The organism is Streptomyces abyssomicinicus, from assembly GCF_008974245.1.
Lineage (GTDB): Bacteria > Actinomycetota > Actinomycetes > Streptomycetales > Streptomycetaceae > Streptomyces > Streptomyces abyssomicinicus.
In genome coordinates, this window is the sequence record NZ_BBZI01000005.1 from 810,386 (window position 1) to 835,942 (window position 25,557).

The 25,557-nt window shown below is 71.3% G+C and carries 24 protein-coding genes and 1 pseudogene; 12 read left to right on the forward strand and 13 right to left on the reverse strand.

The genetic code is table 11. The features are described from left to right. Window positions 1-137: 137 nt before the first annotated feature. On the forward strand, window positions 138-1,268 hold the full coding sequence (locus GBN72_RS03290) for an FHA domain-containing protein (protein ID WP_246212230.1): 1,131 nt from the start codon (window positions 138-140) through the stop codon (window positions 1,266-1,268). Between the two features lie 9 nt (window positions 1,269-1,277). On the opposite strand, the gene GBN72_RS03295 is transcribed toward GBN72_RS03290, so the two are convergent. Together GBN72_RS03295 and GBN72_RS03300 are read right to left on the reverse strand one after the other, a co-directional pair. Next, a complete protein-coding gene (locus tag GBN72_RS03295; RefSeq protein ID WP_151770088.1) occupies window positions 1,278-3,095 on the reverse strand; it encodes a P-loop ATPase, Sll1717 family in 1,818 nt (605 codons plus the stop codon). 329 nt (window positions 3,096-3,424) lie between these two features. Continuing rightward, window positions 3,425-5,004 (reverse strand): annotated as a pseudogene (locus GBN72_RS03300) (IS1182 family transposase). Window positions 5,005-5,177: 173 nt separating this feature from the next. Here GBN72_RS03300 and GBN72_RS35000 point away from each other — a divergent pair. The 3 genes from GBN72_RS35000 (at window position 5,178) to GBN72_RS03310 (ending at window position 8,110) form a co-directional block, all read left to right on the forward strand. Continuing rightward, window positions 5,178-5,627, forward strand: a complete 450-nt coding sequence (locus GBN72_RS35000; RefSeq protein ID WP_246212335.1) for a transposase family protein — start codon at window positions 5,178-5,180, stop codon at window positions 5,625-5,627. After that, a complete protein-coding gene (locus GBN72_RS35005) occupies window positions 5,567-6,268 on the forward strand; it encodes an ISAs1 family transposase (protein WP_246212231.1) in 702 nt (233 codons plus the stop codon). Before GBN72_RS35000 ends, GBN72_RS35005 begins: the two co-directional genes overlap by 61 nt. A gap of 753 nt (window positions 6,269-7,021) precedes the next feature. Further along, window positions 7,022-8,110 (forward strand): IS110 family RNA-guided transposase, encoded by a 1,089-nt coding sequence (locus GBN72_RS03310; protein ID WP_151770089.1) that lies wholly within the window; start codon window positions 7,022-7,024, stop codon window positions 8,108-8,110. 30 nt (window positions 8,111-8,140) lie between these two features. On the opposite strand, the gene GBN72_RS03315 is transcribed toward GBN72_RS03310, so the two are convergent. Together GBN72_RS03315 and GBN72_RS03320 are read right to left on the reverse strand one after the other, a co-directional pair. Then, window positions 8,141-9,031 (reverse strand): IS3 family transposase, encoded by an 891-nt coding sequence (locus tag GBN72_RS03315; protein ID WP_151770090.1) that lies wholly within the window; start codon window positions 9,029-9,031, stop codon window positions 8,141-8,143. Beyond that, a complete protein-coding gene (locus tag GBN72_RS03320) occupies window positions 9,028-9,330 on the reverse strand; it encodes a transposase (protein WP_151770091.1) in 303 nt (100 codons plus the stop codon). Before GBN72_RS03320 ends, GBN72_RS03315 begins: the two co-directional genes overlap by 4 nt. A 113-nt stretch (window positions 9,331-9,443) precedes the next feature. Between GBN72_RS03320 and pcaDC the strand changes: the two genes are divergently transcribed. The 8 genes from pcaDC to GBN72_RS03360 all read left to right on the forward strand — a co-directional run bounded on the left by pcaDC (window position 9,444) and on the right by GBN72_RS03360 (window position 16,255). Then, entirely contained in the window at window positions 9,444-10,736 is a 1,293-nt protein-coding gene (gene pcaDC, locus GBN72_RS03325) for a bifunctional 3-oxoadipate enol-lactonase/4-carboxymuconolactone decarboxylase PcaDC (protein WP_151770092.1), read from the forward strand. Window positions 10,737-10,772: 36 nt separating this feature from the next. Beyond that, complete coding sequence (locus GBN72_RS03330) at window positions 10,773-11,408, forward strand: MBL fold metallo-hydrolase (RefSeq protein ID WP_151770093.1); 636 nt, start codon at window positions 10,773-10,775, stop codon at window positions 11,406-11,408. 72 nt (window positions 11,409-11,480) lie between these two features. Then, complete coding sequence (locus GBN72_RS03335) at window positions 11,481-12,260, forward strand: exodeoxyribonuclease III (RefSeq protein ID WP_151770094.1); 780 nt, start codon at window positions 11,481-11,483, stop codon at window positions 12,258-12,260. A gap of 67 nt (window positions 12,261-12,327) precedes the next feature. Next, on the forward strand, window positions 12,328-12,795 hold the full coding sequence (locus tag GBN72_RS03340; protein WP_151770095.1) for a DUF6278 family protein: 468 nt from the start codon (window positions 12,328-12,330) through the stop codon (window positions 12,793-12,795). A 159-nt stretch (window positions 12,796-12,954) separates the two neighbouring features. Beyond that, on the forward strand, window positions 12,955-13,710 hold the full coding sequence (locus GBN72_RS03345; RefSeq protein ID WP_151770096.1) for an amino acid ABC transporter ATP-binding protein: 756 nt from the start codon (window positions 12,955-12,957) through the stop codon (window positions 13,708-13,710). Window positions 13,711-13,723: 13 nt separating this feature from the next. After that, the gene (locus GBN72_RS03350) at window positions 13,724-14,704 is read left to right on the forward strand and encodes a glutamate ABC transporter substrate-binding protein (RefSeq protein WP_151770097.1); all 981 of its coding nucleotides are present in this window, start codon (window positions 13,724-13,726) and stop codon (window positions 14,702-14,704) included. Window positions 14,705-14,723: 19 nt separating this feature from the next. After that, the gene (locus GBN72_RS03355) at window positions 14,724-15,368 is read left to right on the forward strand and encodes an amino acid ABC transporter permease (RefSeq protein ID WP_151770098.1); all 645 of its coding nucleotides are present in this window, start codon (window positions 14,724-14,726) and stop codon (window positions 15,366-15,368) included. Further along, window positions 15,365-16,255: an amino acid ABC transporter permease gene (locus tag GBN72_RS03360; RefSeq protein ID WP_151770099.1), complete on the forward strand. Its 891-nt coding sequence runs from the start codon at window positions 15,365-15,367 to the stop codon at window positions 16,253-16,255. The genes GBN72_RS03355 and GBN72_RS03360 overlap by 4 nt, the downstream gene beginning before the upstream one ends. A 177-nt stretch (window positions 16,256-16,432) precedes the next feature. Here GBN72_RS03360 and GBN72_RS03365 read toward each other — a convergent pair whose 3' ends face one another. From GBN72_RS03365 to GBN72_RS03405, 9 genes are all read right to left on the reverse strand, one after another. Then, a complete protein-coding gene (locus GBN72_RS03365; RefSeq protein ID WP_151770100.1) occupies window positions 16,433-17,200 on the reverse strand; it encodes a hypothetical protein in 768 nt (255 codons plus the stop codon). A gap of 87 nt (window positions 17,201-17,287) precedes the next feature. Continuing rightward, on the reverse strand, window positions 17,288-17,683 hold the full coding sequence (locus GBN72_RS03370; protein ID WP_151770101.1) for a VOC family protein: 396 nt from the start codon (window positions 17,681-17,683) through the stop codon (window positions 17,288-17,290). Beyond that, on the reverse strand, window positions 17,680-18,957 hold the full coding sequence (locus GBN72_RS03375) for an MFS transporter (protein ID WP_174887060.1): 1,278 nt from the start codon (window positions 18,955-18,957) through the stop codon (window positions 17,680-17,682). Before GBN72_RS03375 ends, GBN72_RS03370 begins: the two co-directional genes overlap by 4 nt. Next, window positions 18,954-20,438: a GMC family oxidoreductase gene (locus GBN72_RS03380; protein WP_151770102.1), complete on the reverse strand. Its 1,485-nt coding sequence runs from the start codon at window positions 20,436-20,438 to the stop codon at window positions 18,954-18,956. Before GBN72_RS03380 ends, GBN72_RS03375 begins: the two co-directional genes overlap by 4 nt. Beyond that, a complete protein-coding gene (locus GBN72_RS03385) occupies window positions 20,435-20,812 on the reverse strand; it encodes a hypothetical protein (RefSeq protein ID WP_151770103.1) in 378 nt (125 codons plus the stop codon). The genes GBN72_RS03380 and GBN72_RS03385 overlap by 4 nt, the downstream gene beginning before the upstream one ends. After that, the gene (locus tag GBN72_RS03390) at window positions 20,809-22,227 is read right to left on the reverse strand and encodes an aspartate aminotransferase family protein (protein ID WP_218042014.1); all 1,419 of its coding nucleotides are present in this window, start codon (window positions 22,225-22,227) and stop codon (window positions 20,809-20,811) included. The genes GBN72_RS03385 and GBN72_RS03390 overlap by 4 nt, the downstream gene beginning before the upstream one ends. Next, window positions 22,220-23,608, reverse strand: a complete 1,389-nt coding sequence (locus tag GBN72_RS03395; RefSeq protein WP_151770104.1) for an NAD(P)/FAD-dependent oxidoreductase — start codon at window positions 23,606-23,608, stop codon at window positions 22,220-22,222. Before GBN72_RS03395 ends, GBN72_RS03390 begins: the two co-directional genes overlap by 8 nt. Beyond that, on the reverse strand, window positions 23,605-24,567 hold the full coding sequence (locus GBN72_RS03400; RefSeq protein ID WP_151770105.1) for a glycosyltransferase family 2 protein: 963 nt from the start codon (window positions 24,565-24,567) through the stop codon (window positions 23,605-23,607). Before GBN72_RS03400 ends, GBN72_RS03395 begins: the two co-directional genes overlap by 4 nt. 116 nt (window positions 24,568-24,683) lie before the next feature. After that, a complete protein-coding gene (locus GBN72_RS03405; RefSeq protein WP_151770106.1) occupies window positions 24,684-25,544 on the reverse strand; it encodes a glycosyltransferase family protein in 861 nt (286 codons plus the stop codon). Between the last annotated feature and the right edge of the window lie 13 nt (window positions 25,545-25,557).

The following is a 25,557-nucleotide window of genomic DNA, read 5'->3' on the forward strand; positions in this document are numbered from 1 at the left end:
ATGCGTACCCGCCCTTCCGGCGGGTGCCCGTGCGTAACGAGGAACGCCAATACTGTAGCCCTGCAAGGTAAATAACATCACATCAGCCCGCCGTGGGGCACTTTCGGGGAAGCTGGGGGAATCTTGTGGACAGGCACTTGACGGCAGACTTCGCGGAGGCGTGCTTCCTTGTCGACCTGTCGCCCGTCGTACGCCGGAGGGACATCGGCGAGCCCGGTCTGCGCTCGCTACGCCGACTAGCGCTGGTCGTCGACGCGGCCGTGGAGCTGGCCCGCGACCCGGACGTCAAGCTGTTCCTGGTGGCCGACCGCAGTCTGCGTGCGGGGGCCCGCGAAGAGTTTAACGATTCAGCGGACGTGCGCCTGCTGCGAGACTGGGTGCGGCGGGGCCTGGTCGAGGAGCTTGAGGACGCCGACGGGCGCGTCCTGGAGCTGTGCGAGATGACCGGCATCCCCGTCATCACGTACGACTACTACCGGGACGCCCGCGTGGAGTTCCCCTTTCTCCAAGGCAACACGGACGACTTCCTGCAACCGGTTCCCGGTCCGGGCGGCACGGTCCGGCTCATGCCCATGGACATGGGCGTGGCGAGCGACGCACAGATCTCCCGCAAGTCGGAGGAAACGGTCCTGAAGAAGCAGGGCTTGCTCGGGCCACAGCGCAACCCCCGCTCCGAGGTGGTGCGGCGTAACTGGCGCTGCCCTGAACCGCGTTGCACGCTCTACGACACCCGCAAGGGATCGTCCGTCATGCTGCCCCGCATGCGCGGCGGCGCACCGACCTGCGACCTGCACAGCCTTGAACTGGTCGACGACGGGCCGCGCACCGCTACCGCGCAGGTGAAGCTGATGCTCGACGGCGCCTGCGTGGCGCGCTTCACGTTGGAGGACGGCTCGACGGTACGGATCGGCCGCCGACCGGGACCAGACGGCATCGCCCTGCACGGTCTGGTGCCCGATGAGCGCGCCGCCCGCATCAGCCGCGTGCACGTGGAACTCCTGGTCACGGGAGGTGTCGTGCGCGTTGAGGACGTGAGCAGTTACGGCACCCGTTGGCGGGCTACCGCCGGGAAGACGGGCCCCGGGCCCTGGCGTGACCTCGACAAGGGGGCGCGGCGGGATTTCCGCGGCGGTGACCAACTGGAACTGACTGAGGGAGTCGTGCTGGCCCGCAGCGGACGCCGTTTCCCCACAGAGTTGGCGCGGGAGTGGCAGCGGCGCACTCCGCCGTCGGGGGAGGTTTCGGGGGCGGTGACGCGGATGTACTAAGGGGCGTGGTTAGCCCCCCGAGTTCGATCCTTGGCCGCTGCCGATCGCACCACCGGACGTGCGGGTCAGGGCCCTCGCCTCGTCCAGCAGCCGCCGGGTCACGGCATGGCCGACGTGTCCGCTCCGGCCAAGGTCGTCGGCGAGGGTCTCGAACCGCCCTGCGACAATGGCGAGTTGAGCTGATGTAGGAGCGCGGCCCTGCGTTCTCCGCCGGAGGGCTTCCGTCTCGATGGACAGGATCTCCCCCAGTGTCTCAACGTGCGTCGGCGTCGGCAGGGGCGCCCGATCCAGCAGGCGCCGCAGGCGCTCGCAGGCCCCATCCACGTCGCTCCTCAGCAAGACGCCCCGCTGGACCGCCGCGATCCGCTCGGAGCCTAGGCTGTTGAGGGCGGGTCGGAAACATGGATGCACGTGAAACTCGTCTTCCCCCGGCCCCGGCGGCGCCTGGATGCCCCCCGAGTAGACGACGTCGTCGCCTCGCCACACCCCGAGGAAGCCTGCCTCGTACAGCACGTCGATCACCCCTTCCGGGGTCAAGCTATCGGTGTAGGCGGGAAAGTCCTGGTGAAGCGCCTCCCTGCGCACTTCGAACCGGGTCTCGATCATCTCGCGCGTGACGAAGTACCCACTGTTCTCGAACATCGCGAACAACGCTCGTAGGAAGGGATGGTTGACCAGGTACTCCTTGGCGAGATCTTGGAGCTTCCAGCGAGAGAAGCGCTCGGTGGCCGCGAGCACGTCCTCCTCCGTGATGACGGGCCCGCCGCGCTCGTCGGCCACGCTCCGGCAGGCGTTGAGGAACTGGATCGCGTCCCTGGGGCGCGGCAGGGCGCGCCCGAAGAGGAACTCAGCGGTCGGCTCGCCCCGTACGCTCGGCGGGAACATCTGCCCCCATAGCTGATCGGCGGTGAGCTCCGCGCTGAGCGAGGCGCGGGCCCGGGCCAGGGCGACATCCCTGAGGCCGTCGTGGGTCCAGGTGATGCGGATCTCGTCGCTGTGGAACTTGTCGCCGTCGCTGAAGTTGAGGGTGTCGTAGATGTCGGCGCGGATGAACAGGGCGGTCCGCACGGCCCGGCCGTACCGGTCCGTCACGTGCTTGGCGGCGAGCAGCAGCCCCGTGACCAGGGCGTGGCTGTCGGCGTCGACGGTCCACACCTGTTCGAGTTGGTCGACGAGGTAGAGCAGGGGGGGGTGGGCGTCTGCGCAGCCGAGTGCGGCGAAGGCGTCGGCCACCCCGTCCTCTAGCACCTCTAACTGGCGGCTGGCCCGGGCTCCTTCGGAAGCTCCGTTGACCCCCAGAGCCGCCTCGACGCCGAACGCCTTCAGGGAGAGGTTGGCCGTCTGAAGCCCGCTTGCGCCGCGCCGGAGTCGGTCGTAGAGGCGGGCGTCGTCCGACTCGCCGTTCGCGCGAAGGAAGATGCGCAGGGCGCGGACGGCCGGCGGCGGGCGACGGCCGTGCGCGACGCGCGCGTGCAGGGTGAGATGGCGGGCCGCGTGGACGGCGAGGACGTACCGCCAGATCAGGGACTTGGCGGTGTCGGCGGTGACGCCCTGGAGTTCGAAGCGCCTGATTTCGTCGCCTGCGGCGTCGTCGGGGGTGATCAGGACGCAGGCCCCCGGGTGGCCGTCTGGAGCGGCCAACCGTCGGCAGATGGCGCTCTTGCCCGAGCCCTTGCGGCCGATGACCAGGGACTTCCGCCCCGAGAGGACCTCCCGGTATGCGTAGTTGGGCCGGAAGACGGCGCCGCTTAGCAGTCCGTCGGTGAGATCGTTCTCGGCGTCGTCCCGCCCGAAGAACAGCTGCCTGACGGAACCGACTTCCTGCATCAGACGTCCCCCTAAGCTCCCGCACACCTTCATCGCCCAGAGTAGGGCTTTTCGTGGCGGATTCGGGCGCGTTCGCGTCGTTGGGCGGTCAGGACGTCGGGATGCCGGGCGTTCTGGTTGCGCCAGCGCAAGTCGCGGTGCAACTCCCGTGTCTGAGTGAGAACCCAGATGCTCGCCATCGTGACTAAGCCAGATGATCACGAGGACGTCCCGTGCCTGCCGTTGTATCTTCTCCTATCCCTGCCGTGCTGGTGAAGCTGAGTCCGTAGAAGACTGATGAAGATCTTGGTGGAGGGGCTGCCCGGCCGGAGGCCGGGCAGCCCCTCTGGTCATCCGGTGGCCGTTGTGAGGTGCCAGGTGTTGTTGGTGCGGGTGAGGCCGAGGTTGATCAGGCGGCGGAGGTTGAGGGCGGCGGCCCGGTGGTGGAGCCAGGTGTTGTTCGGAAGGGTGCCGCGATAGCGCAGGCGCCGGTTGCCCTGATGGACGAGCCAGGCGACAGCCCGTTCGACGGGGTGGCCGCCAGCGGCGGTAGGTGTCCTGCCATTCGGTGTCGGTGTCGGTGTCGGTGTCGGTGGCGGCCTGGCGGCGGGCCTCGGCCTGCAGATCATGGTGCGGGCGAATGGTGACGATGCGGTCGCCTTTGGCCTTGGTGCACCGCTCTCTCAGTTCGCAGCCCGTGCACTGCTCCGCTGCGAAGACGGCCTTCCGCTGCTGGTGCATGCCGGAGGCGGCCGCAGTTCCGCGGTTGTTCCCCGCGGGCAGACCACCGTGTTTCCGGCGGTGTCGATGACGAAGTCGTCCAGGGTAAAGCCGCCGGGAACGACCGCCCGCAGCGAGCGGGGTTGAGGAACAGCCGGTGCCCGGCCGCCGTGAGAGCGGCCCGGGCCTCTTTGGTGCAGTAGGCGGTGTCACCCAGGACGTCGAGCGGACCGTCCTCCTCGGCCAGCAGACCGAGGCCGACGACCGCCTCGTGGTTGGCCTGCCCTGCTCCGGGAGTGAGCTCGACGGCGGTGATCAGCCCGGTCTCCGGCTCCATGGCCAGGTGGGCCTTGAAGCCGTCCTGGTAGTGGGAACGGGTCTTGTGGACGTGCCGGCTGTCGGGATCGACGGTGGAGACGACCCGCTCGGACGCGGTGCCCCGGCTGATCCTCCAGCGCCCGTCCCGCCCGTCGGAGCCGTCCGCGGGCTCGACGTCCTGGCCCGCGACCAGAGCCAGCAGTCCGACGGCGTTCGCCGCCTTCTCCCCGAGGTTCTGCTCGGGGAGAGAGCCCAGCAGGCGTAACGCGTCACCGACGAGAGCGTCGACCAGGGCGGCCCGGGCCTCCTCGTCACTCCAGGCGATCCGCGGTTTGCCCGGCGAGGAGTAGTCGTGCGCGGTGCACTGATCCGCCGCGATGCCGGCCGCTTGAGGGACCTCAGGGATCACCGCCCGGATCGCGGACACCAGCTGGGTGAGGGTGTCCTGGGTCGCCACCGCATCGTCCAGCACGGTGGAATCCAGAACCCTGCGCTGCTTGCCCTTGAGCACGCCGGTCGCTTGCACGACCTCGCGCACCGCGTCGAAGATCCGGTGCGGGCGGGCCGAGCGGGCCAGTCGCCGCCGGAAGTACGACAGCAGCGACGGATCGAACGCCGTGTCGTGCAGGCCCAGCCCGCATGCGGCCTTCCATCGCAGGTCACACCGCAATTCCTGAACGGTCTCGAAGTCCGACAGACCGTGCAGGGACTGCAGCACGACTGCCGCGGCCAGAATCTGCGGCGGCATGCTCGGCCGCCCCTTCGCTGACAGATACATGTCCGCGAACATCTCCGCGGGGAACAGCACCGCACGATGCTCCGCCAGGAACGCGAAGACACTCCCAGCCGGAATCAACTCCCGGCAGGACTCCCACACATCCGGACCGACCAGCTCCCCGGCCCACTCCCCTTGAACCACCACACGAGTCTGGCCCCGCCGCTGACGCGGCGGGGCCAGAACCCAAGATCTTCACCAGTCTTGTAGACGCGGACCGGATCGCTGACCTGCGCCCTTACCTCGAGTCGGTACCCGATCCGCGCTCACGCCGGGGCCGCTGGTACTCGCTGACCGCAGTCTTGCTGGTGTGTGCCTACGCGGTGATCGGGGGCGCGAAGAGCATCCACGAGATCGCCGAGGCCGGCGAGCGGGCCACGATCACGCTGCTGACAGCCCTCGGGATCCGCCGTCATCTGCTGGGCTGGCGGCGCAGCCCGAAGCCGGTCACGATCGGGCGCGTCCTTCAGGCGCTGGACGGCGATGCCTTGGACCGAGCGGTGGGTGCCTATCTCACCGACCGGCACCGCGAAGCAGCGTCGGCCGACACACCCTCGACCCGCACCCGGTGGGTCATCGCCGTGGACGGCAAGGCGCTGAAGGGCTCGGCCCGCCTGGACGCGCCGCGCCGTCACCTGCTCTCGGCCGTAAGCACGCACCCGTCGCCACGCTCGCCCAGGTGGAGGTCGGGGCGAAGACAAATGAGACGCGGCACTTTAAGCCGCTGCTGGCGCCCCTAGACCTCGCGGACGCCGTGGTCACCTTCGATGCCCTGCACTCGGTGAAGGCCAACATCACCTGGCTGGTCGAGACAAAGGAAGCCCACTACATCGGCGTCATCAAGACCAACCAGCCCCTCGCATACGCCCAGCTCCGCGCCCTGCCATGGACGCCGATCGCCATTCAGCACACCGCCTCCCGCACCGCTCACGGACGGCGCGAGTCCCGGTCGATCAAGACCTGTTCCATCGCCGGCAACCTCAGCGGGATCTCCTTCCCGCACGCTGCCCTGGCCATCCGCGTCCACCGCCGCCGCAAGCCCACCGGCAAGCCCGAGAGCCGCGAGAGCGTCTACGCCGTCACCAGCCTCGACAGCCACCAGGTCGCCCCCGCCGACCTCGCCGCTGCCATCTGCGGACATTGGAGAATCGAACATTCCTCCCACCGCATCAGAGATGTCACCTTCGCCGAGGACGCCTCAACCGTTCACGCCGGGAGCACGCCCCGCACCATGGCCAGCTTCCGTAACCTCGCCATCGGCACCCTGAAGATCCTCGGAGCCGACAACATAGTCAAGACCACCCGTGTCGTCCGCTACGACCCCGAACGGGCACTCGCGATCCTGGGCATCACCAACAACCGCCACACTCACGGAACTTGAGGGAGCTCTGCTGGGTGCCGGCCTCGTTTCAGGCGGTGAGCCCCGCCAGCACGTCATTCCCAGAGTCGAAGCAAAGCCTATGGGGCAGGTACTCCCACTGGGGCGGGTGTGTCCAACGAGTGGCTCCCGAGGCAGAGCATCGCACGCGACAAGCAACGCGGCCCGATATCGGCCGCAGTCGAGGTCGTGGCCGCACTTGGGGCCGCAGATCTGCTGTGGTGGCTCGGCTGGTCCGGGTCCTGAAAACTTGGGTGCGCTGGCAGTCAAGGGGCGGCCAAGGGCCGCGCCCTGAGGCTGGCCGGCCTGGCCGGAGGCTTGCTGTGGCTGTGCAAGCATCGCAGCCGTTCAGATGGCTCCGCGGAGAGCCGGTCGCGAGTCGACCCCGCAGGCGATGAGGTGGGCAGACGTGCGGTGGCCACGCACGATCCATTACGGGCGTACTAAGTCGACTTCAGAGCCTTGACGAACTGAAAGCGAGCATCTTCAGCACCCCCGGGGTTGAGTGTTCCGCCTGACGGGAGAATTGAAAAGTGCCGTCTTCCGGCCGGGTCTGACTCCTGAGAGCTTTGACCTGGGTGTCTGGATCACGCTGCGTCGATCCGGTCGGGCAGGGACGGCGCGTCGCCGGTGACCGGCAAGGCGGGGCGTGTCTCGATAGGGGCTTGCCGATCAGGGCGTCGTCACAGTTCTGACCGTCCGCGCTGTCCGGTGCCGGTGAGGTGGCGGGAGTCCCGGACCGAGAGGCGGGAGGACATGACCGATACATTCGCAGGGCCACGTGCCGGTCGGCGCCGACCGAACGGAGAGGTGGTCCTGGGGGTGGACACCCACCGGGACGCTCATGTGGCCGCAGTGCTCTCGCCGGTCGGGGAACTCCTCGGCACGGAGGTGTTCCCGGCCACCGCGGCCGGATACCGCGACTTGCTGAAGTGGGCCAGACGGCTGGGCCGCGTGCGACGGGCCGGAGTGGAGGGGACAGGCTCCTTCGGGGCGGCCCTCTCCCGCTACCTGCTGGCCCAGGGCGTGGAAGTGCTCGATGTGAACCGGCCCGACCGGACCGACCGCCGTCGGCGCGGCAAGACGGACCCGCTCGACGCCCAGAACGCGGCCCGCTCGGTGCTGAGCTGCCGGGCCCGTGCCCGGGCAAAGTCAGGCGACGGGCCGGTGGAGGTCGCGCGCCTGTACAAACTCGCCAAGGCGTCGGCGGTCAAGGCGCGCACCCAGGCGATCAATCAACTCAAGGCCGTCCTCGTCAGCGCCGACCCGAACTTGCGGGAAGAGCTGGCCGGGCTGAAGAATGCAGAACTCTTCCGTATCTGCGCACGGCTCGCCGACGACCAGGCCGAGGCGGGCGGTGAGGAGGCGGTGCTGCAGGCCACCCGCGTCACCCTGTCCCTGCTGGCCCAGCGGATTGAACAGCTCACCCAACAGATCCAGGAACTGCAGCACCGCATGGCCCGGGTTGTCGAGTGTCACTTCCCACATCTGCTCACGGTGGTGGGTATCGGACCGGACACGGCGGTCACCTTGCTGATCACGGTCGGGGACAACCCGGAACGCCTCGGCAGCGACGCTTCCTTCGCAGCGCTCTGCGGAGTCAGTCCTGTCGAGCGGTCTTCCGGCAGCCGGCAGTACCGTCGCCTCAACCGCGGCGGCGACCGGCAGGCCAACGCCGCCCTGCACCGGATCGTGCAGACCCGCCTCCGCGTCGACCCGCGCACCCAGGACTACTTCGAACGCCGCACCAAGGAGGGCAAGACCCGCCGCGAGATTGTCCGATCCCTCAAACGCTACGCGGCCCGAGAGGTCTTCCACCTGGTCAGGCCGACGCAGTCACCCTGAAGTTCCCCCATGACCTTGAACACTCGTTGCTTACGCTGCCAGGGAGTGACCTTGGTGTCGCTGCCGGATCTCGTGCGGGGTGAGGTAGCCCCACCGTGGGTGCTTGCGTAGCCGCTGGCGGTTATAGAAGGTCTCGATGTAGGCGAAGATCGCCGCCCGTGCGGTGGCCCGGTCCGGCCAGACGCGGGTGCCGATCTCTTCCTTGAGAACGGCGAAGAAGCTCTCAGCTGCGGCATTGTCGTAACACGATCCGGTTCGGCCCATGCTCTGCCGCAGGCCCAACCCGCTGATGTGGCGGCGGAGTTCGTCGGAGGTGTACTCGCTGCCGCGGTCCGAGTGGGCTATGCAGCCGGGCTGGAGGGCTCCCTGGCCCGCGGCCATGGTGAGAGCGTCGACAACCAGTGAGGCCCGGTGGTGGTCGGCCATCGCGTAGCCGACGACCTCACGGGTGGCCAGGTCCAGCCAGGTCGCCAGGTAGAGCCAGCCCTGCTCGGTGGGGATGAAGGTGATGTCACCGACCAGCCGCATGCCTGGCGCCGGTGCGGTGAAGTCGCGGCCGATCAGGTCCGGCGCGGGCACCGCCCGCTTCGCGGGCCTGGTGAGAGACCGGCGCCTGCGGCGCGTGACGCCGGCGATGCCGCGCTCCCGCATGATCCGCTCCACCCGCTTGCGGTTCACGCGGCGTCCGAGCCGGGCCAGTTCCGCGTGGATGCGTGGGACGCCGTAGGTGTGCCTGGAGGCGACGTGCAGCACCGTGATCTCGTGGGCCAGGGCGTCGTCGGCGTCCTGGCGGCGCCGGCGGGCGGCTTCGCCCCTGGCCCAGGCGTAGAAGGAGGAGCGTGCGACGTTCAGCAGCCGGCACAAAAGAGCGATGCCGAAGGTGGTCTTCTCCGCCTCGATGAACCGGTAGACGTCGGTCATCGATCGCTCTCCTTCGCGAAGAAGACCGCCGCTTTTCGCAGGACCTCGATGGTCTTGGCCTGCTCGGCGTTCTGTTTGCGCAGCTGCTTGAGCTCGTCACGCTCGTCCGAGGTCAGCTCGCCGGGCCGGCCCTGGCCGCGGTCGGCCTTGGCCTGCTTCACCCAGCCCCGCAGGCCCTCCGCACTCACGCCGAGGTCACGGGCGACCTCGGTGACCGTCTTGTCGGAGGCCAGCGCCAACTCGACCGCGTCGCGCTTGAACTCCTCCGTGTACCGCTTACTGCGGTTGCTCTTGCTCAACCTGAACTACTTCCCCTGAGACCCATCCGTCCCAGTGTCCACGTGTCCAGGTCAACGGGGGAGCTTCACCCCCACGTGATAGGGGCAGCTGTGAGAGATGAGAGGCTCGGAGGGTGAGTGAGACGAAGACGCCGGCCCTCCAATTCCGCTTTGACGGGCCAGAACACGCTCCAGTGCTGATCTTGGGACCGTCCCTTGGTACTACATGGCACATGTGGGACCGCCAGGTTCCGGAGCTGGCCCGGCAGTGGCGCGTGCTGCGCTGGGACCTGCCCGGGCACGGCGGCGCACCCGCCTACCCCGCCGGCTCGGTCGCCGAGCTGGCGGCCCGGCTGCTGGCCACCCTCGACGGTCTCGGCGTGCACCGCTTCGGCTACGCCGGCTGTGCCCTCGGCGGCGCGGTCGGGCTGGAGCTGGCGCTGCGCCACCCCGAGCGGGTCGCCTCGCTGGCGCTGATCGCCGCCTCGCCCCGCTTCGGCACCCCCGACGAGTTCCGCCAGCGCGGCGTGGTCGTCCGCAGCAACGGGCTGGAGCAGATCGCCCGCTCGTCCCCGGAGCGCTGGTTCACCGGCGGGTTCGCGGCCGCCCAGCCGGCCATCACCGAATGGGCCGTGCAGATGGTCCGCACGACGGACCCCGGCTGCTACATCGCCGCCTGCGAGGCGCTCGCCGGGTTCGACGTGCGCGCCGAACTCGGCCGGATCGGCGTGCCCACGCTGGTCCTGGCCGGCTCCGACGACCGGATCACCGGCCCCGCCGAGGCCCGCACCCTCGTCGCCGGCATCCCCGACGCCCGCCTCGCCGTGGTGCCCGGCGCCTCCCACCTGGTACCGGTGGAGCAGCCCGCCGCCGTCACCGACCTGCTGGTCCGGCACTTCTCCAGCGCCTGGGCGGCCGGGCCCGCAGGCCCTGCCGGATCCGCCGGACCGGCCTCCGCCTCGGTCACCCAGGGCGTGGCGCGCCCCCGCGCGATGCCCATCGCCGAGCTGGCCGCCGCGCCCGCCCGGCCCGGCCCCGGTGATCTCGGGGACCTCCACGACACCGGCCTCAAGATCCGCCGGGAGGTCCTCGGCGACGCCTACGTGGACCGCGCGCTGGACGGCGCCGACGACTTCTCCGGCGACTTCCAGGAGTTCGCCACCCGCTACGCCTGGGGCGAGGTGTGGAACCGCCCCGGCCTGGACCGGCGCTCCCGCAGCTGTGTCGCCCTCGGCGCCCTGGTCGCCGGCGGCCACTGGGAGGAGTTCGCCGCCCACACCCGCGCCGCCCTGCGCAACGGCCTCACGCCCGCCGAGATCCGCGAGGTGCTCCTCCAGACCGCCGTCCACTGCGGACTCCCCGCCGCCAACCGGGCGTTCACGATCGCCCAGCGGGTGGTGCGGGAGGAGACCATGCCGCAGGAATGAGCGGACCGGCGCGCCGCGGCGAGGCAGGATGGGGCCATGAAGTTCATCAAGAAGACCCACTCCTGCGTACGCCTGGAGAAGGAGGGGGGCGTCCTCGTCATCGACCCCGGCTCCTTCTCCGAGGAGGACGCCGTCGTCGGGGCGGACGCCGTCCTGGTCACCCACGAGCACCCCGACCACTTCGACGAGGGCCGGCTGCGCGCCGCGCTGGAGGGGAACCCGGCCGCGGAGATCTGGACCCTGGCCGCCGTCGCCGACAAGATCTCCGCGGCCTTCCCCGGCCGGGTGCACACGGTCGGCGACGGCGACGCCTTCACGGCCGCCGGATTCGACGTCCAGGTACACGGCGAACTGCACGCGGTGATCCATCCGGACATCCCGCGGGTCACCAACGTCGGCTACCTGGTCGACGGCCGGGTCTTCCACCCCGGCGACGCGCTCACCGTCCCGGAGGGCGCCTCGGTGGAGACACTGCTGCTGCCGGTGCAGGCGCCCTGGAGCAAGCTCTCCGAGGTGATCGACTACGTCCGCGAGGTCAAGCCGCAGCGCGCCTACGACGTGCACGACGCCCTGCTGACCGACCTCGCCCGGCCGATCTACGACCGGCAGATCGGCGCCCTCGGCGGCGCCGAGCACCTGCGGATCGCCCCGGGCGACTCGGCCCGGCTGTGACCGCACCGCGTGGGGCGACCCGGCCGGGCCGCCCCACGCGGGACTGTCGTACCCAGCGGGTAGCGTGGAGCCATGCGCATCGCCACCTGGAACGTGAACTCGATCACCGCCCGCCTGCCGAGGCTGCTGGCCTGGCTGGAGAGCAGCGGCACGGACGTGCTGTGCCTCCAGGAGGCCAAGGTCGCCGAGGAGCAGTTCCCCTTCGAGCCGCTGCGTGAGCTGGGCTACGAGGCGGCGGTCAACGCCACGGGCCGCTGGAACGGCGTGGCGATCCTCTCCCGGGCCGGCCTGGAGGACGTCGTCAAGGGCCTGCCGGGCGACCCGGGGTACGAGGGCGTCCAGGAGCCGCGGGCGATCTCGGCGACCTGCGGGCCGGTTCGCGTCTGGTCGGTGTACGTGCCCAACGGCCGCGAGGTCGGCCATCCGCACTACGCCTACAAGCTGGAGTGGTTCGAGGCGCTGCGGGCCGCGGTGGCCGGGGACGCGCAGGGGAGCCGGCCGTTCGCCGTACTGGGCGACTACAACGTGGCCCCGACCGACGAGGACGTGCACGACGTCGCGGCGTTCGAGGGGCTCACCCACGTCACCCCCGCCGAGCGGGCGGCGCTGGCCTCGCTGCGGGAGACGGGGCTGGAGGACGTGGTGCCCCGTCCGCTGAAGTACGACCGGCCCTTCACCTACTGGGACTACCGCCAGCTCTGCTTCCCCAAGAACCGGGGCATGCGGATCGACCTGGTCTTCGGCAACCAGGCGTTCGCCAAGGCGACCGAGGACGCGTACGTCGACCGTGAGGAGCGCAAGGGCAAGGGCGCGTCCGACCACGCCCCGGTCGTCGTCGACCTCGACGTCTGACGCCCCGGCGGGGCCGCGTCCGCGCGCCCCATGGTCAGGGGGCGGGGCCGGTGTCAGTCTGGAAGGCATGAACATCCCCTTCCTGGACCACTGGCGCAAGAGGCACGGTCCTGCCCGGGGCGCGGCGGTCCTGGTGGGGAGCGGACCGGCCACCGGCGCCGGGGACGACCCGGCGGCGGCCGGCGCGGTCGCGGAACTGCTCGGCGAGTGCGAGCTGCTGCGGGCCCACGCCGCCGGGGAGGGCGTCGGACTGGACGACTCCCCGGCGTCGCTCGAGGCGCTCGACCAGCTCGCGCCCCGCTGGCGGGACGACGAGGAGACCGTCCTGCGGCTGGGCAACGACGCGGGGCTGTACCTGGGCACCGTGGTGGTGCGCACCGTGCCGGGCGCCGTGTGGGAGATCTGGCCCGACGGGCGGCCGGTGGTGCGGCTGGCGTCCGGGCGGGAGATCGACGTCGTCACGGCGGGGCGGGGATGGGCGGCGGACGGTGCGCCGGAACTCTGCCATGTCTACGCGGAGGCCGCCGAGTCCTGAGCCCCGCACGGGCCGGCGCGGACGCCGCCGCCCGCAGGTGGAGGGCGCTGTCGCCGGTGCCCGGAGCGCCGTGCCCGAAGTGCGTGTCTGCGTCACATATCGGGCGGTCCCGGATAGTTTACGGAGCCTACGACACGGCGATGAGCAATGGGGCTGGGCATGGCCTTCGATCCTCTGATCGAGCCTTTGATCGAACTGCGCGACGTCAACAAACACTACGGCGACCTGCATGTCCTCCAGGGCATCAACCTGACCGTCTCCCGCGGGGAGGTGGTCGTGGTGATCGGACCGTCCGGGTCCGGCAAGTCGACCCTGTGCAGGGCGATCAACCGGCTGGAGAGCATCGAGTCGGGAGCCATCCACCTCGAGGGGCGGCCGCTGCCCGAGGAGGGCAGGGCGCTCGCCGAACTGCGCGCCGAGGTCGGGATGGTGTTCCAGTCCTTCAACCTCTTCGCCCACAAGACGGTCCTGCAGAACGTCTCGCTGGCCCAGATCAAGGTACGCCGCCGCAAGCGCGAGGACGCCGACCGCCGCTCGCGCGAACTGCTGGAGCGGGTCGGGCTCGCCGCCCATGCCGACAAGTACCCGGCGCAGCTCTCCGGAGGGCAGCAGCAGCGCGTGGCGATCGCCCGCGCCCTGGCGATGGAGCCCACCGCCCTGCTCTTCGACGAACCGACCTCCGCGCTCGACCCGGAGATGATCAACGAGGTCCTGGAGGTCATGAGGCAGCTCGCCCGCGAGGGGATGACCATGGTGGTGGTCACCCACGAGATGGGATTCGCCCGGTCCGCGGCCAACCGCGTGATCTTCATGGCCGACGGCAGGATCGTCGAGGACCGCCCGCCCGAGGAGTTCTTCACCGACCCGCGCAGCGAGCGGGCCAAGGACTTCCTCTCCAAGATCCTCAAGCACTGACCGGGGGCGCGCCGTGAAGAACCCCGCCCGCCGCACCCGGACCTCCCCATCCACCCGCACCCCCGCACCCGCCCGCTCCCGTACCCGAGCCTCCCGCGCCGTCCGCGCGCTCCTCGCCGCCGCCCTCGTCCTCACCGCGGCCGCCTGCGGCAAGGACGGCAGCCCGCCGGTGAAGGGCCCGTCCCAGGACGAGCTGCCCACCTACCAGGTGAACGAGGACTTCCGGCTGCCCGAGTCGCCGACGTGGCGGCGCGCCGAGCGCCGCGGGTACTTCGTCGTCGGGGCCAAGGAGGACCAGCCGTTCCTGGGGGAGAGGGACCCGGCCTCCGGCGAGTTCACCGGCTTCGACATCGAGATCGCCCGCATGATGTCGGCCTCGCTGGGCCTCGACCCGGACCGGATCCGGTTCAAGACCATCGCCTCCGCCAACCGCGAGACGGCGCTCCAGAACGGGCAGATCGATTTCTACGTCGGCACATACACCATCAACGACAACCGCAAGAACCTGGTCGGCTTCGCCGGGCCGTACTACCTGGCAGGCCAGGGGCTTCTGGTCCGCAAGGACGAGGAGGACATCCGGGGCCCCGAGGACCTGGCCGGCAAGCGGGTCTGTTCGGCGTCCGGGTCCACGCCCTACCAGCGGATCAGGGACGAGTTCCCGGAGGCCGAGCTGGTCGCCTACGACTCCTACTCGATCTGCGTGGACAACCTGCTGACCTATCAGGTCGACGCCGTGACCACCGACGACGCCATCCTCATCGGCTACGCCGCCAAGGTGCCCGAGGAACTGAAGGTGGTGGGCAGGCCCTTCTCCGAGGAGCCCTACGGCATCGGCGTCCCGAGGGAGGACAACGCGTTGCGGCTCGCCCTGGACGACGCCCTGGAGGAGCGGGAGAGGAACGGCGACTGGCAGCGGGCCTACGAGGCCACTCTCGGCCTGTCCGGGGTGCCGGCGCCCGAACCCCCTCCCATCGACCGTTACCCGGCGGGCTGAGCGAGGACCGGAACCTGACGTGAACGTACTGACCGACAACTTCTCCGTCTACGGCGAAGGGTTCCTCGGCACCGTCGAGCTCACCTTCTTCGCCTCCCTGCTCGCCCTGGCGCTGGGCTTCGTGATGGCCTCCTTCCGGGTCGCCCCGGTCGGATCGCTGAGAGTCATCGGCACGGTCTGGGTGACGGTGCTGCGCAACACGCCGTTGACCCTGCTGTTCTTCGCCGTCCTGCTGGGCCTGCCGCGCTTCGGCCTGGTGCTGCCCTTCAACGTGTTCGCGGTGCTCGCCCTCGGCTGCTACACCTCGGCCTTCATCTGCGAGGCGCTGCGCTCGGGCATCAACACGGTGCCGCGCGGGCAGGGCGAGGCGGCCCGCAGCCTCGGCATGACGTTCAGCCAGACCCTGTCGAACGTGGTGCTGCCGCAGGCCTTCCGCACCGTCATCCCGCCGATCGGCTCCACCCTGATCGCGCTGGCCAAGAACTCCGCCATCGCGGGCGCCTTCAGCGTCACCGAACTGCTCGGCACCTACAAGACGCTGGGCGAACTCGGCTACGACGTGATCTGGACCTTCGTCTGGATCGCCGTCGGCTACCTGATCATCACCCTCGCCATCAGCGCGGTCTTCAACGTGCTGGAGCGCAAGTGGGGAGTGCCCCGATGACCGCGAACGCGCCCACGACCACCGCCCTCTACGACATCCCCGGCCCGAAGGCCCGCGCCCGCCACCGCCTCTACGGCGTGGGGGCCTCCCTGGTGATCGTGGCGCTGCTCGGCTGGCTGGTGTACCTGCTGGTGGACACGGGTCAGTTCGAGGCAGCCAAGTGGGCGCCGTTCCAGTACAAGGGCATCCAGGAACTGCTGCTGCGAGGGCTCGGCAACACCCTCAAGGCGTTCGCGATCGCCGCGGTCCTCTCGCTCGTGCTGGGCTGCCTGCTCGCCGTCGGACGGCTCTCCGAGCACCGGGTCCTGCGCTGGGTCTCCACCCTGGTGGTGGAGTTCTTCCGGGCGATGCCCGTGCTGGTGATGATCTTCTTCGTCTTCGTGGCGCTCGAGGTGCAGCCGCTGCCCGCCCTGGTCGCGGGCCTCACCCTGTACAACGGCTCGGTGCTGGCCGAGGTCTTCCGCTCGGGCGTCAACTCGGTGGACCGCGGCCAGCGGGAGGCCGCCTACGCGCTCGGCATGCGCAAGACCCAGGTGATGACCTACGTCCTCGCGCCCCAGGCGGCGCGGGCCATGCTGCCCTCGATCATCAGTCAGCTGGTGGTCGCCCTGAAGGACACCTCACTGGGCTTCCTGATCACCTACGAGGAGTTTCTCCATGCCGGGAAACTCATCGCGTCGAACCTTGACTATGATTTGCCTTTCATCCCCGTGGTCATGGTGATTTCGCCGATCTACATCGGGATGTGCATGTTGCTCTCCTGGTTCGCCGGGTGGGTCGCCCGGCGCCAGCGGCGCAATCCCAAGACCGAGGCCATCGACGTGGCCCCGGCCGGACCGGGACCGCTGCTGCCGGGCGAGGCCCCGCCCACGGCCGACAGGCCGTAGGGAGCGGCGGCTCACAGGGCTCCCCTGGATCCGCCCGGCAGCAGCCGGAGATCACTGCTCGCGCGGTGGCGGACCGTCCGCAGGACGGTCGGTCCCGGACGGGGAGAAGGTCAGCTGCGGGCCGGCCGGGCCCGGGCCCGGCCGCCCGGCACCGGCCCCGTGCGGAGCGGCTCCGCCTCAGGAACCCGCCCGGTGCTTGGGCTGCGTCTGGAGCGGCTTCACCGGAGGTGCCGACTGCGCCGCCTTGGTCACATCGCCCACCAGTTCGACCACGTCCGCGCCGTAGGCCGCCGAGTTGACCACCTTGAGCAGCAGGACGAACGACCCGCCGTCGTACTTGCGCGCCAGCTTCTCGTGGTTGCGGGCGAGGTAGCGGGTGGCCGCCTGGTTGGTGATGGCGCGCTGTCCGCAGAAGAGGAACACCGGACGCGCCGCTCTGCCCTGGCCCGCCGTCAGCCGGGCCAGCAGCACGTACTCCTCCGTGCCGGGCTCCATCCGGTACCGCTCGGAACCGATCTGGTACGCCCCGCGGTCCGGGCCCGCGTCCGGCTCGGTGTTGATCCGCACGCCCGGCAGCAGCGAGTGCAGGTGCGCAGCCAGCCGCCGGTTGGCGCCGGGGCCGCCCACGCAGAACTCGGTGCGCTCGCCGAAGCTCTGCTGCGCCGCGTCGTGCGCCACCAGCTGGGCGTGGGCGTTGCACTCCTTGACGACCCCGGCCAGCTCCAGCAGCGCGAAGGCGTCGTGCCGCACCACGGTGAGCTCCGGGCCGGCGCCCGGGTCACGGTTGACGACCAGCAGCGACTCCGCGTTGTCGGGCAGCCCGAAGAAGGCCTGCTTGCGGCGGAGCCGGCGGTCGGCGAGGCGGCCGCGGAGCAGCCAGCCCAGTGCCGCGCCCGCGCACAGGGCGGCCACGGAGAGAGCGATGAACAGTGCGACGGTATTCATGGGCGCGCAGCCTATCGGGCACCCCTCGGGCGTTCGACCGCCCCTCTGAAATGTGCACGGCAAATCGTCATCCGGCTCCCGGACCCCCTAGGACGCCCCGGACGACGGGTCCTGACCGCGCTCCGTGACCCGCAGGTAGTGGCCGTCGGCGTCGTGGAGGCGGAAGTCGGTCAGGCCCCACGGCCGGCCCTCGAGGTGTTCGGCGACCGGGTGACCCGTGGCGACCACCCGCTCGTACTCCGCCCGCACGTCGTCCACCTCCAGGACGATCTCCAACCCCGTGGGCACCCGGCGGGCCGCCCGGTCCACGTCGGCCCACTGGGGAGCGGCGCCGATCCGGACGCCGTCCCGGGCGACGGCCGCGTACGGCTCGGGCCGCGAACGGCGGTCCTCGGTCAGGGAGAAGCCGAGGACGGTGGTGTAGAAGCCGACGAACGCGTCGAGGTCCTCGACGAACAGTTCGAGGCGCAGGGACATGGTCATGGGAGCGGTCCGGCTTTCGGTTCGGGGCGGGTGGACGGGCGGGCCGGCGGCCGGGCGTCCGGGCGCGGCGCGTCCGGGGCACGCGTGGCCCGGACCAGCCAGAGCGTGGCCGCCAGGCACAGTGCCGAGACCGCGCCCAGCAGCAGCGGCACCACGCGGACCCCGGACCACTCGATCGCCTTGCCCAGCGCCGGGCCCGCCACGATACCGCCGCCCATGGAGGCGGCGATGACGAGCGCCCCGGCCCGCCGGGCCCGCGGTGCGGCCCTGTGCAGCCAGGGCAGACCGGTCGGGAAGATCGGCGCGATGAACAGCCCGACACCGGCGTAGGCGTACGGGGCGAGCGCCGGCACGCTCGCCAGCAGCAGGCACACCGTCATGCCCGCGCAGGACACCGTGATGATGGCCTGCGGGGAGAAGCGCAGCGCGACCGGCGCGACCAGGAAACGGCCCACCGTCATCATCAGCCAGTAGACGGAGGTGGCGGTGGCGGCGACCCCGGCCCCGTACCCGACCGTCTCCAGATGCGTGGGCTCCCAGCCGCCGACGCCGGCCTCGATACCCACGTGCAGGACGTAGAGCGCGACGAACACGGCGAGCACCGAACCGAGGCTGCGTGCCACCACCGGTGTCCGCCGCCCCCGGCCGTCGTCGTCGGCGGCCGGCGGCGGCGCCTGGTCGCGGACGCCCTTCAGGCACAGCAGGAGCGGCAGGTTGGCGAGCGCGAAGCCGACGAAGACCGCCGGGTAGCGGTCCGCGCCGGCCAGGCCGACCAGCGCGGGGCCGAGGATCGCCCCCACGCCGAAGTGCGCGTTGAGGATGTTCAGCATGGCGGTCGAGCGGTGCCCGAAACCGACGGCGAACAACTGGTTGAGCCCGTAGTCGATGCCGCCGAAGCCCAGGCCGGCCAGCAGCGCCGCGGCCAGGCCCGCCGGCCAGCTCGGCGCCAGCGCGAAGCCCGCCGCGCCGACGGCCATCAGCAGGTACGAGGAGCCGAGGATCCGGCGGTTGCCGATCCTGCCGAGGAGGCGGTCGAACAGCAGCACGCCGGCCACCCCGCCGACGAAGTGCGCGCTCAGTCCCAGTCCGGCCGCCCCCGGGGACAGCCCGAACCGGTCGCGGAAGGCGGGGATGGCGGGACCGTACAGCGCCTGGAGCGCGCCGATGAGCACGAAGGCCACACAGGAGGCGACCACGGCGGACGGGCTGAACAACGGGGCGTCCGGCTTCGCCGGCGGCGCGGCGGGGTGCGCGGCCGTGGACGGGTCGGTCATGTCGCCTCCAGGTGACGGCTGACGATCTCATGGGCGAAGGACATGATCGTTCCCTGCGGGCTGATGCCCGGGGCGCCCGGCAGGACGCTGGCGTCGCACAGGTGCAGGTTGGAGAAGCCGTGCGGCCGGCCCGTCTCGTCGCAGACCCCGCCGCGCTCCGGCAGCGCCATCGGGCAGCTCGCCATGCCGTGCACCGACACCAGTTCCCAGTCGGCGGAGCGGACCCGCTCGCAGTAGGCCGCCACGTCCGCCTCCGAGCGCAGCGGCCCGGCGGAACTGGTCGGCGGCAGCAGCTCCACCGCCCCCGCGGCGAACAGCAGCCGGGCGGTCCTGCGGAAGGCCAGCCGCAGCGTGTGGTGGTCGGCGGGGGTCATGCCGTGCCGCAGCAACGGGGCCCGCCCGGCCAGCGTGGTGATCCGGGCGGCACCCTGCATCCGCACCTGCGTGGTGAACATGCCCAGGTGGGCCCGGGCGGAGAGGAGTTCGTCGACCTCGTGCGGGGCCCGGCCCGCGAGCGCGGCGCCGAGACCGCCGGGCGTCAGGTTGGACGGCATGACGAGGATGCCCAGCGCCGAGTGCTCCTGGACCTGGGCGGTGAACATGGTGCCTCGGACGGCGTCCACGACCCGCGGGAACCGGGCGACGGTCCGCAGGTTCAGGTGCAGCTCCAGCCGCCGCCCGGCCACGCGCCGGTGGATGCCGCTGCGGCGCAGCAGCACCGGCGTGCCGATGGGTCCCGCGGCGACGAAGACGCTGCGGGGCCGGTACCGCGTGCGCCGCCCCTCGGTGTCCGTCGCCTCGACGGCGCGGACCACGCCCCGGTCGTGGACGATGCGCTCCGCCCGCACACCCGGGCTGATACGGGCCCCGTGCAGTTCGGCCTGCGGCAGATAGCTCAGCGCCATGCTCTGCTTGGCGCCGCTCGGACAGCCGGTGGCGCACTGGTTGCGGTGCAGGCAGCCGCGCACCACCCGTTGCGGGTGCTGCCAGCGCCAGCCGAGGGACTCGGCCGCCCGGGCCAGCAGCCGGGAGTCCTCGTTGCCGTCACCGTGCTCCTGCACGATCATGCCGAGGCGACGGGCGACCTCCGCGAAGCGCGCGCCGACGACCGGCTCGCGGTAACCGCCGTACCCGGACAGGGCCGCCCAGCGGTTCAGCACCGTCGCCGAGGGTTCCCACAGCAGACCGCCGTTGACCACGGTGGTCCCCCCGACCACGCTGGCCTCGCCGTAGGCGATGGCCGGGGTGCCCAGCACCGCCGTGGCGCCGCCGTTGCGGTACAGGCGGCGCATCGACTCGGCCGGGCTCCTCCCGGCGAGGTCGGCGGTGGAGACCCGGGGACCCTCCTCCAGGACGGTCACCGACCGCCCCGCGCGGGCCAGTTCGAGGGCGGCCACGCTGCCGCCCGCGCCGGACCCGACCACCAGCGCGTCGCAGTCGACCTCCCGGACGCCCCGGGCAGGCCGCGTGAGGGCTCTCACGTCACGGCCTCCCCGGTCCGCGCGAGGCCGGTCCGCGAGGGGCCGGAGTCCAGCGCGCCGTACAGGGCCAGTGCCGTCAGCGCGCGCAGCAGCTCCGCGTAACCGGGCAGACCGCGCAGCCGGGCCAGTCCCCGCCGCGCCGTGCCGGGCGGCGCGGTGTGCGGCCCCGAACGGGTGACGGCGCGGAAGGCGGCCGGGAACAGCCGCAGGGCCACGGCCGTCGCCCACCGGTAGCCGGCCGGCATCCGGTTCAGGGTGCCCACCGTGTGCCGCACCGCCTGCCGCAGGGCGGGCGCGGGGCCCAGCACCCCGTACGCGGCGGCCCAGCAGGCCGGCAGCCCGGACCGGTACAGGTCGCGCTCGGTGAGCCTCATCCCGCCACCTTCTCCCGCACGAATCCGGCCAGGAGCCGGGTGGCGCCCCGGCTCAGCACCTCGTCGAGGGCGTCGACGAACAGATCGGCCTCGTCGGGCTCGGTCACCAGGGGCGGCGAGACGATCAGGGCGATCAGCCGGTTGGAGCCGAAGAACGTGAGGATCCCGTGGTCCCGGTACAGGGCGGCGATCACGGCGCCGGTCAGCAGCTTCGACACCGCCTGCGGGTCCCGGGCCATCGCCGAGGGCAGCCGTTCGCGCAGCCCGGCCGGGAGGGCGGGCCCGGGGGTGAGGAACACCCCGTGCAGGGCGCCGCGCCCCTTGACCTCGCGCACCAGGCGCGGATGCCGGGCGGCCACACCGGCGAGCCCCTTCTCCAGTCGCTCGCCGAGTTCGCGGGCGCGGGCGGGGAAGTCCTCCTCGACGGCGACCGCCACGGCCTCCAGCGCGGTCGCGGTCTCCTCGCCGAACCCGTAGTACGTCGTGCTGTGCAGGGTGGCGTCGGACAGGTTGTCGTAGGCGGCGCGGAAGACCGGTTCGCGCGCGATGTAGCCGGAGATCGAGGACTTGCCGCCGCCGAAGGACTTGGAGGTGGTCACGACGTCGGGCACGAGCCCGCGGTGGTGCATGAAGTGGAACAGCGCCCCGGTCTTCCCCCAGCCGGTGTACACCTCGTCGAAGATCAGCACGATGTCGAGTTCGGTGCACACGCGGCGCACCTCGCGCAGGAACGCGCCCGAGCACTCGCGCAGACTGGAGGCACTGAACGGCTCGAGGACGACGGCGTACACGTCGCAGTCGCCGGCGGAGTCGGTGTGCCGCTCCAGGGCCAGCCGGAAGGACTCCAGGTCGTCGTAGGCGAACGCGTCGGTGCCGGGGATCCGCGGGTAGGGGAAGTGCACCTCGGGCGAGGCGGTGAGGCTGCCCGCGCCCAGAAGTTTGCCGTGGAAGGCGATGTCCGTGTGCAGGACGGTGCCCCGCCGGCCCCGGTGGTACTTGTAGGCCAGCTTCACCGCCCCCTCCACGGCCTCCGCGCCGGAGTTGGGGAAGTAGCTGATGTTCAGGTCGCCGGGCAGCAGCTGGGCGAGGTTGTGGCTCAGCGCGGCCACGTAGGGCGAGAAGTAGTTCTTGTGGACCTCCATGCGGCGCGCCTCCTGGAAGCGCCGCCGCGCGGCGAGGACACGCGGATGGTTGTGGCCGTGGCTGAGGACACCGACCCCGCCGGTGAAGTCCAGCACCCGGCGGCCGTCCCGCAGATGGATCCAGGCCCCCTCGGCGTGGTCGACCAGGTCCCGGCCGAAGCCGAAGGAACCGATGAGCGACACCTGGCTGCGGCTGACGAACCGGCGGTACAGGTCGTGCACCTCCTCGGTGGTCATCGCCTCCGCCTGGTCCAGCCCGATCAGGTCAGCCATGGTCCCTCCCGGCCCTCGCGCGCAGACGGTCGGCGATCAGGCGCCCGGCCCGGCGTCCGTCGCGCACGGCGTAGTTGGTGCCGCGGTCCTCGGGGAACACCTGGGCCATGCCCGCCAGGTACAGGCCCGGCACCCCGGACTCCACCGGCGGCATCGTCCGGGAGTAGTCCGGGGTGATCACCGGCTGGGCGTACTCGGCGCGCCACACGTGGAAGCGCTGCACCCAGTGGCGGTCGAAGGCGGGGAACATGCGCTTGACGTGGGGCAGGCTGTACTCGAAGACCTCCTCGTCGGACATCCGGTACAGCTCCGCGTCGGTGGGCAGGTACTTCGACAGGTACACGACGTGCTTGCCGTCGTAGCGGTCGGGGTGGTCGAGGTTGGTGTGCTCGATGACGCCGACGTAGGGGAAGTCCGGGTCGTTGACGTTGAGCCAGTAGGTGTCCGACAGCCGACGGTCGTTCTCCAGCACCAGGCAGACGTTGCCCAGGTAGTCGACGCCCGACCAGCTCCGGCGCACTCCCGCCACCGCCGGGTGGTCCGCCTCCTCGCCGAGCAGCGAGGCCGCCAGGGAGGGCGCGGTGGTCAGAAGGACCTGGCCGGCCGGGTGGAACACGCCGTCGGCCGTCACCCCGGTCACCCCCGCGTCGCCGGCGTGCACCGCCGCGACCCTCGCACCGGTGACGATCTCCACGCCCAGGGATTCCAGGTGCCTGCCCAGCGCGGTGAGCAGGGCCTCGCAGCCGCCCCTGACGTAGTACAGCGTCTCCTTGCCGGAACGGGTGCGGCTGCCGCCGCGCAGATGCAGCTTGGTCCACATCCAGGTCGCGCCGACGTGCTCCGCGTACTTCCCGAACTTGCCCTCCAGCAGCGGCCGCCAGACCACCTCGTACACCCGCCGGCCGCCCAGCGACACCAGCCACTCCTCGGCGGTGAGCGACTCCAGCTCACGCCAGTGCCGCACCCGCCGGGCCCGAAGGGCCAGCAGCCCCAGGCGGATCCGGTCGGCGAACGGCAGCGGCGCGAAGCGCAGCAGGTCCAGCGGGGCGGAGAGGCGGTAGACGGAATTGGCGAAGTACACGCCCGTGCGCGTCTCGTGGGCCTCCAACAGGTCGGAGATGCCGAGGAGTTCGCACAGCCGGAGCATCTCCTCGTCGGAGGAGAACCAGTGGTGGTAGAACCGCTCCAGCCGTACGCCGTCCCCGGTGTCGAAGCTCGCGGCGAGCCCGCCGATGACCGGCTCGCTCTCCAGGACGCGCACGCTGCGCCCCCGCGAGGCGAGTTCGAGCGCCGCGGACAGGCCGGTGAAACCGGCGCCGACCACGACGACGTCCACCGGGCCGGCGGCGCTGCCCGCCGCTTCGGCTGCTTCCGTGCTCACAGGTTCACACGCTCCTCTTCGGGATGGGACGGGGACAGCGGGCCGAGACGCTCCGCGACGGTGTAGTCCGGGCGGCCCTGCACCTGCCGGAAGACCGCGTGCAGGTACTCGCCGACGATGCCCAGCGCGAGCGCCTGGGAGCCGAAGGCGGCGGATCCGGTCAGGACCCCGAGGTCGCGCCGGAAGGCGGCCGTGGCCGCGCCGCCGACCAGCACTGCGGTGCCCAGGTAGGTGGTCAGGCGCAGCGGGACCGCGGAGTCGGACAGCAGGCCCCGCCGGGACAGGGCGAGCATCTTGCGCAGGGTGTACTGCGAGGTCCCCGCGTGCCGCGGGGCCCGGTCGTAGTCGATGTGCGTCTCGGGGAAACCGAACCAGCTCACCGCGCCGCGCAGGTACAGGTTCCGGTCGCGGGACTCGGCCAGCAGCCGGACCAGCGCGCGGTCCAGCAGGCGGAAGTCGCCGGTGTCCAGCGCGGGCGGCTGCTCGGAGAGCGCGGACACCAGCCGGTAGAACGCGTAGGCGCTGGCCTTCTTGAAGACGCTCTCGCCCGCCCGGCTGCGCCGCCGTGCGGAGACGACGGACCAGCCGTCGCGCCACAGGGCGGCCATCTCCGCGATCAGCTCCGGCGGGTCCTGGAGGTCGGCGTCGATGACGACGACGGCGTCACCCGCGGCGTCCCGGAGGCCGGCCAGGCAGGCCGCCTGGTGGCCGAAGTTGCGGCCCAGCCGCAGGGCGCGGACCCCGTCCGAGTCCTTGGCGAGCGCCTTGACGACCTCCCAGGTGCCGTCCGAACTCCCGTCGTCCACGAAGATCTGCTCGCAGTCGAACTCCTCCAGCGCGCCCAGGACCTCGGTGAGGCGGGCATGGGTGTGGGCGAGCACTTCCCTCTCGTTGTAACAGGGCACCACGACGCTCAGCATCGGACGCCTGCTGTCGAAGGCGCGTATCTCCCGCGGCACAACAAACCTTTCGTACGTCCGTCAGAACACAGGGGTCGCACGGGCGGACCGGAATGAGGCGGGGGAGGCGCGCTCCGCGTGAACGCGCCCCCGCCGTCCGGGCCGCACCCGGCGGCTCAGCCACGGGGCGCCGACGCCATCCGCTCGCGCAGGATCTGCCGGGCCTCCGCCTCCCACCAGTCGGGCACGCGGGCCAGCGACACCGGCCGGAACGCGATGCCCAGCGCGTCGCCGTCGACCCGGCCGCCGTGGGCGAGAAGGTGGTCGAGGTACCTCTCGGCCTCCTCGGGGAGGGTGTCGGTCACCTCCGTCCACGCACCGCTGCGGTGCATCTCGATGCGGCGCCGGAGGTCGTCCAGCACGGGAGGCCGCCACTTGAAGTGGTGCACCACCGGGATGTCCCGGACCTCGTCCACGTCGATCCTGACCGTGGGCGAGTAGTGGCTGCCCAGGGCCAGCTGGACGTCGGACCGCGCCAGGACGACCTTGCGCGGATTGCCCCGCGTGAGCCGGGCGGTGAGGAAGCCGCCCACGGGATAGCGCGTGTCCAGGTCCGGGGCGTCCCCGGCGCCCGCCAGCCCGCCGTCGGCGGCCAGCCGGTCCAGCAGGACGCCGTTGACCAGCGGATGCCCGGCGGCCTCCGCGCGCGCGACGGTCTCCTCCAGGGACAGCGGGTAGGCGTGGAACTCGTCGGAGTCGGCGATCAGGTGCCACCCCTCGCCCGCGGCGGCCCGCAGCCGGTCGCGCAGTTCGCCGTGCAGGTGCTCGTGCCAGGGGCCGGTGCTCACGAGCGCCGGCGGGCCCGCCAGGCGCCGCCAGGTGCCGAGCGTGCGCTCCCGTTCCTCCTCGGGCACGTGGTCGGGAAAGTGGAAGCCGACGAAGAACTCGCCCACTCCGAGCTTCGTGTAGTGCGCGGCGAACTCGCGGAGGAGTTCGTCCTCCACCGCGCCGATGACCGCTACCAAGGACAGACGCATGATCACTTCCCTG

What these genes read in the sequence shown, in the direction of transcription:
- GBN72_RS03370 (WP_151770101.1), bottom strand. Translation starts at nt 17,683, where the DNA reads ATGACCATGTCCCTGCGCCTCGAACTGTTCGTCGAGGACCTCGACGCG.
- GBN72_RS03345 (WP_151770096.1), top strand. Translation starts at nt 12,955, where the DNA reads ATGGCCTTCGATCCTCTGATCGAGCCTTTGATCGAACTGCGCGACGTC.
- GBN72_RS03375 (WP_174887060.1), bottom strand. Translation starts at nt 18,957, where the DNA reads ATGACCGACCCGTCCACGGCCGCGCACCCCGCCGCGCCGCCGGCGAAG.
- GBN72_RS03340 (WP_151770095.1), top strand. Translation starts at nt 12,328, where the DNA reads ATGAACATCCCCTTCCTGGACCACTGGCGCAAGAGGCACGGTCCTGCC.
- GBN72_RS03310 (WP_151770089.1), top strand. Translation starts at nt 7,022, where the DNA reads ATGACCGATACATTCGCAGGGCCACGTGCCGGTCGGCGCCGACCGAAC.
- GBN72_RS03360 (WP_151770099.1), top strand. Translation starts at nt 15,365, where the DNA reads ATGACCGCGAACGCGCCCACGACCACCGCCCTCTACGACATCCCCGGC.
- GBN72_RS03330 (WP_151770093.1), top strand. Translation starts at nt 10,773, where the DNA reads ATGAAGTTCATCAAGAAGACCCACTCCTGCGTACGCCTGGAGAAGGAG.
- GBN72_RS03390 (WP_218042014.1), bottom strand. Translation starts at nt 22,227, where the DNA reads ATGGCTGACCTGATCGGGCTGGACCAGGCGGAGGCGATGACCACCGAG.
- GBN72_RS03405 (WP_151770106.1), bottom strand. Translation starts at nt 25,544, where the DNA reads ATGCGTCTGTCCTTGGTAGCGGTCATCGGCGCGGTGGAGGACGAACTC.
- GBN72_RS03315 (WP_151770090.1), bottom strand. Translation starts at nt 9,031, where the DNA reads ATGACCGACGTCTACCGGTTCATCGAGGCGGAGAAGACCACCTTCGGC.
- GBN72_RS03385 (WP_151770103.1), bottom strand. Translation starts at nt 20,812, where the DNA reads ATGAGGCTCACCGAGCGCGACCTGTACCGGTCCGGGCTGCCGGCCTGC.
- GBN72_RS03295 (WP_151770088.1), bottom strand. Translation starts at nt 3,095, where the DNA reads ATGCAGGAAGTCGGTTCCGTCAGGCAGCTGTTCTTCGGGCGGGACGAC.
- GBN72_RS03335 (WP_151770094.1), top strand. Translation starts at nt 11,481, where the DNA reads ATGCGCATCGCCACCTGGAACGTGAACTCGATCACCGCCCGCCTGCCG.
- GBN72_RS03365 (WP_151770100.1), bottom strand. Translation starts at nt 17,200, where the DNA reads ATGAATACCGTCGCACTGTTCATCGCTCTCTCCGTGGCCGCCCTGTGC.